The 4,561-nt window shown below is 63.0% G+C and carries 3 protein-coding genes; 2 read left to right on the forward strand and 1 reads right to left on the reverse strand.

Annotation, left to right across the window (positions count from 1 at the left end; genetic code table 11):
• Positions 1–178: 178 nt before the first annotated feature.
• Positions 179–1,531, reverse strand: a complete 1,353-nt coding sequence (locus tag EOA24_RS28260; protein ID WP_126081040.1) for an extracellular solute-binding protein — start codon at positions 1,529–1,531, stop codon at positions 179–181.
• A gap of 340 nt (positions 1,532–1,871) precedes the next feature.
• Between EOA24_RS28260 and EOA24_RS28265 the strand changes: the two genes are divergently transcribed.
• Together EOA24_RS28265 and EOA24_RS28270 are read left to right on the forward strand one after the other, a co-directional pair.
• Entirely contained in the window at positions 1,872–2,912 is a 1,041-nt protein-coding gene (locus EOA24_RS28265) for an endonuclease/exonuclease/phosphatase family protein (protein ID WP_127410303.1), read from the forward strand.
• Positions 2,913–3,091: 179 nt separating this feature from the next.
• The coding region (locus EOA24_RS28270) for an MHYT domain-containing protein (RefSeq protein ID WP_127410304.1) at positions 3,092–4,561 on the forward strand (1,470 nt) is incomplete at its 3' end.

Below are 4,561 nucleotides of genomic sequence, written 5' to 3' on the forward strand. Positions count from 1 at the left end.
GATCAGGATGAGCTGCGGCACCGCGAACAGGATGCCGATCGTCCATCTGCCGAAAGTGACGCGTTTTTCCATCGATCCGCCGATGCAGTGGAATCCATCAGCCCGCCTTCGCGGGACAAACTAGATATGAAATGGCCGCCCGTCGAATCTCGACGGGCGGCCGTTGCGCTATCCGGGATCAGGGCAGGGTCTTACCTGGATAGGTCTGCTGGAAGCGATCGAGGATGGCGTCGCCGTTCTTGACCAGGGTGTCGAGGCCTTCCTGCACGCTGACCTTGTTGGCGAAGATCGCCTGCATCTGCGTGCCGAACTCGGCGCGGATCTGGGTGAAGTTGCCGAGGCGGATGCCGCGGGTGATCTCGGTCGGCTCCGACGCGGTCAGGCTGGCGATGGCCACCTCGCGGCCCTTATAAGGCGCCTTGTCGTAGAAGCCGTTGGATTTCATGAAATCGAAGCCCGATTTCGTCACCGGGATATAGCCGGTGTTGGTCGACCAGAACAAAGCGGTCTTGGGGTCGTGGATGAAGTTGAGGAAGGCGGCCGCGCCCTTGTATTCGGCGTCCGACTTGCCGGACAGCACCCACAGCGAGGCGCCGCCGACCAAAGAGTTCTTGCGCTCGGTGCCGGCATAGACCGGCAGCTCGGCGACATCCCAGCTCATGCCTTCCTTCTGGGTGCGGCCGACAGTGCCGTGGTCGCCGACCGAAGTCAGGATGACCTGGCAGGTGCCGGTGGCGAAGGCCTGCACCATGTCCTGGCCGAGATCCTTGGATTTGATCTTGATCAGACCCGCGTCATACCACTTCTTCAAGTCGGTGACATACTGGACGAACTTGGTCTTGTTGACTTCCAGACGCGCATCGAGGCCGTCATAACCGTTGTTCTTGGTGGCGATCGGCTGGTTGTGCAGCGCCGAGAACTGCTCCATCAGCTGCCAGCTTTCGTTGGCCGAGATGTTGATCGCCATCGGGCAGTCATAGCCGGCGTCCTTCAGCGCCTTGAGGTCGGCGCCGACATCTTCCCAGGTCTTCGGCGCCTCGGTCTTGCCGATCTTGGCGAAGGCGTCCTTGTTCCAGTACATCAGCGCCGTCGAGGAGTTGAACGGGAAGGACAGCATCTCGCCCTTCGACGTCGCGTAATAGCGGGCGATGCCGGGGAAATAGTCGCTGTAGTCGATCTTGTAGCCGTTCTCCTCCATCAGCTTGTCGGCGGGCTTGTAGGCGCCCGACAGCATCATGGTGGCGGTGCCGACGTCATAGACCTGGACGACGGTGGGCTGCTTGCCGGCGCGGAAGGCGGCGATCGTGTTCTGCAGCGTGGCGTCGTAATTGCCCTGGCTGGTGCAAACGACCTCGTAGTCCTTCTGCGAAGCGTTGAAGTTCTTGCACAGCGTGTCGACGACGCGGGCGAGATCGCCCGAAAGACCGAACCAGAAATCGAATTTGACCGGCTCGGCAATAGCAGGAACCGCAAGCGCGGTGCTGAGCGCGCTGGCGGCAAGGGCAGCAAAGCCCCGCTTGATGATCGTCATGGTCTTCCCTCTTGAGTGGCAGTGTGACAAGGGTTTTGCGCAAGTCCTTGCCCGCTCTCATAGAGAAGGTATGTGACAGTTCTGTTGTGGGCCCGAAGCCCCTGTGGACAGCCAGTCTCTCCTCCCCTGGCAGCGGCAGCGCCGGCATGAAAACGTCACATCGGCGCTCTAGAGCATGATCCCGAAAAGTGGGAACCGGTTTTCGGACAAGATCATGCTCCAACAAAGAATTGGATCAGGATGGCGATTCAACGAAACGTCATCCTGATCAGGTAGCTAGGGCGCCGCCAAGCGGTGAAAAGACCTCTTTGATTAACCGGCTAACTGAATGAGACAAGACATGCTGGTTCCGCAGCTCACGCACGTGCCCGTCGCCGTCCGCAACGCCATGCGGGACGGGCCGCGCGACAGCGCCACCCATCTGCGCCACGCCGCCGCCGTTCCCGCCCTCGGCGAGATTGAGATCGGCGGCAAGGCTTCGCGTGAAAGCGCCGGTGAGAGCCTGACCGTCATGGCCTGGAATGTCGAGCGGCTGCGCCACGTTGATGCCATCGCCGAAATCATCGCCGGCCAGGCGCCACACGTCGTGCTGCTGTCGGAAGTCGACAAGGGCATGGCGCGCTCCGGCAACGGCCATCTTTTGAGCCGGCTTGCTGATCGCCTGGGCCATTCCTACGCCTATGGCGTCGAGTTCCTCGAACTCGGCACCGGCAATGAGACGGAGCAGGCGGCAAATGGCGGCGCCGAGAATGCGGAGGGCTTCCACGGCAACGCCATAACCAGCACCGTTCCGCTGCTGCGGCCTTTTCTCGTTCGCTTCGACGCCGCTGGCGCCTGGTTCCTGCCGGAGCACGGCCAGCCACGCATCGGCGGCCGCATGGCGCTCGGCGGCCAGGTGATGTTAGGCGACCGCCGTGTGACCGTCGTTTCGGTGCATCTCGAGAACCGCACCACGCCAGCAGGCCGCGCCGACCAGACCCGCCATCTGCTCGATGCCATCGACAGATATGATGCGGAAACGCCTGTTCTCATCGGCGGCGACTTCAACACGCTCACCGCCACCTATCCCGAACGCAATGACGACCCAGACGCGTGGCGAAAGCGCATCGCCGCCGAACCGGACCGGCTGATGTGCCCGGAGCGTCATGAGCCCTTGTTCGCGGTGTTTGCCGAGCGTGGCTACGACTGGCGCGAGGCCAACGCCTTCGACAAGCCGACGCAGCGGCGCGCGGCCGGCGACCTGACGCCCGCCGGCCATATCGACTGGTTCTTCACCCGCGGCCTTTCGGCAAGCGCACCCGCGACGCTGCCGGCGGTCTTGCCGGACGGCAGCCCGAGCGCCGACCACGAGGCGCTGGTGGTCACGGTGCGGGTGAAGTGACGGCCTTCAGGATCGACCAATTCCCGCTGGCTCGGCCCAATGATTCCAGGCATGGCCTCCCTGACAGATACAACCTGGGACGCACGCAGCGGTTGCGGGCGGCATAACCGATTCTTCAGCTGCCGGGCCCTAATCAATTCCGTTGCCTTGATTGATGTGGGAAGATCAGGTGAAGCAAGATGTTGACCGTCTATAATTGTATCGTGAACGAGCACGATCTGAGACTGGTCGCACTGGCCGCGCTGATTTGTGGAATTTCTTGTTTCACCGCTGTCAATCTGCTCCGCCATGTCGTGCAATCGACCAGCCGGAACCGTTATGCCTGGCTGCTGATTGCCGCCGCTTCCACCGGCTTTGGCATCTGGGCGACGCATTTCATCGCCATGATCGCCTTCACGCCGGGAATACCCAACGCCTACAACGCCGAGCTTTCGGTCGCTTCGCTGGCGGTTTCCGTTCTTCTGACGGCCGCTGGGATATGGATCGCAACCGTGCGCACCGGCATCGACCACTATCTCGTCGGTGGCGCCGTGCTCGGCATTGGCATCGCGGCGATGCACTATACCGGCATGGCGGCTTTCGAGGTCGAAGGTCGGATCGTCTGGAACCAGCTGCTGGTCGCGGCATCGCTGGTCTCGGGTATATCACTTGCCGCGCTTTCGCTGTTTATCGTGCTGCGTCGCCCGTCGACCCTGGCGACAGTCGCCGGTGCCGTCCTGCTGACGCTGGCGATCTGCACGCTGCATTTCATCGCCATGGCCGCCGTCTCGATCTATCCGGATTCCTCGATCGAGATCTCGAAATTCACGATCGCTCCGATGTCGCAGGCTTTCGCAGCCGCGACGGCAAGCCTCGTCATCCTGGTGCTGGCGGCCACCGCGCTGTGGATCGATCTGCGCTTCCGCCGTCACAGGATCGAGGCGGAGCGCATGCACGGCCTCGCCAATGCTGCCGTCGAAGGCCTCATCGTCTGCGACGGCAACCGCATCGTCAGCGCCAACGACAGCATCGCGGCGCTGAGCGGCATCGCCGCCGGCGCGCTGAACACGATGAGGCTGGGCGAGCTGTTCGGCGAACGAATTGCGTCGGCCGTTGCCACCGGCAACGGACAGGCGCAGGAAGCCGACCTCCGCGGTCAGGACGACAGCCGGATACCGGTGGAGCTGATCGCCAGGAGAATCGATTATTGCGGCAAGCCGCATCTGGTCGTGGCCGTGCGCGACATACGCGAACGCAGGAAGGCCGAACAGGAGATCATGCGGCTTGCGAATTACGACCCGCTCACCGGCCTTGCCAACCGCCGTAGCTTCGCCAGCCGTCTGGAAGCCGAGATCGCCGCGTCCGCGCCAGATGGCAAAAGCAGTGGCAAAGGTAGCCAGCTGGCGCTCATGCTGCTCGACCTCGACCGGTTCAAGGAAGTGAACGACCTCTTCGGCCACGCCGCTGGCGACGCCGTGCTGCAAAAGGTGGCTCACTGCGCCTCCAGCGTGCTGCGCCACGGCCAGATGCTGGCCCGGCTTGGCGGCGACGAATTCGCCATCATCGCCCCCAACCTTCCTGACCCGCAGGCGGCGGGCCGCATAGCCGAGGCGGTGCTTTCGGCTCTGCGCCAGGAAAACCGGTTGTCGCCCGGCGGCATGGTGTCGGCC

The organism is Mesorhizobium sp. M2A.F.Ca.ET.039.01.1.1 (assembly GCF_003998035.1).
In the GTDB taxonomy this organism is placed as follows: domain Bacteria; phylum Pseudomonadota; class Alphaproteobacteria; order Rhizobiales; family Rhizobiaceae; genus Mesorhizobium.

Bases quoted from the DNA above. Each gene is read 5' to 3' on its own strand.
- EOA24_RS28260 (WP_126081040.1), bottom strand. From the start codon at position 1,531: ATGACGATCATCAAGCGGGGCTTTGCTGCCCTTGCCGCCAGCGCGCTC.
- EOA24_RS28265 (WP_127410303.1), top strand. From the start codon at position 1,872: ATGCTGGTTCCGCAGCTCACGCACGTGCCCGTCGCCGTCCGCAACGCC.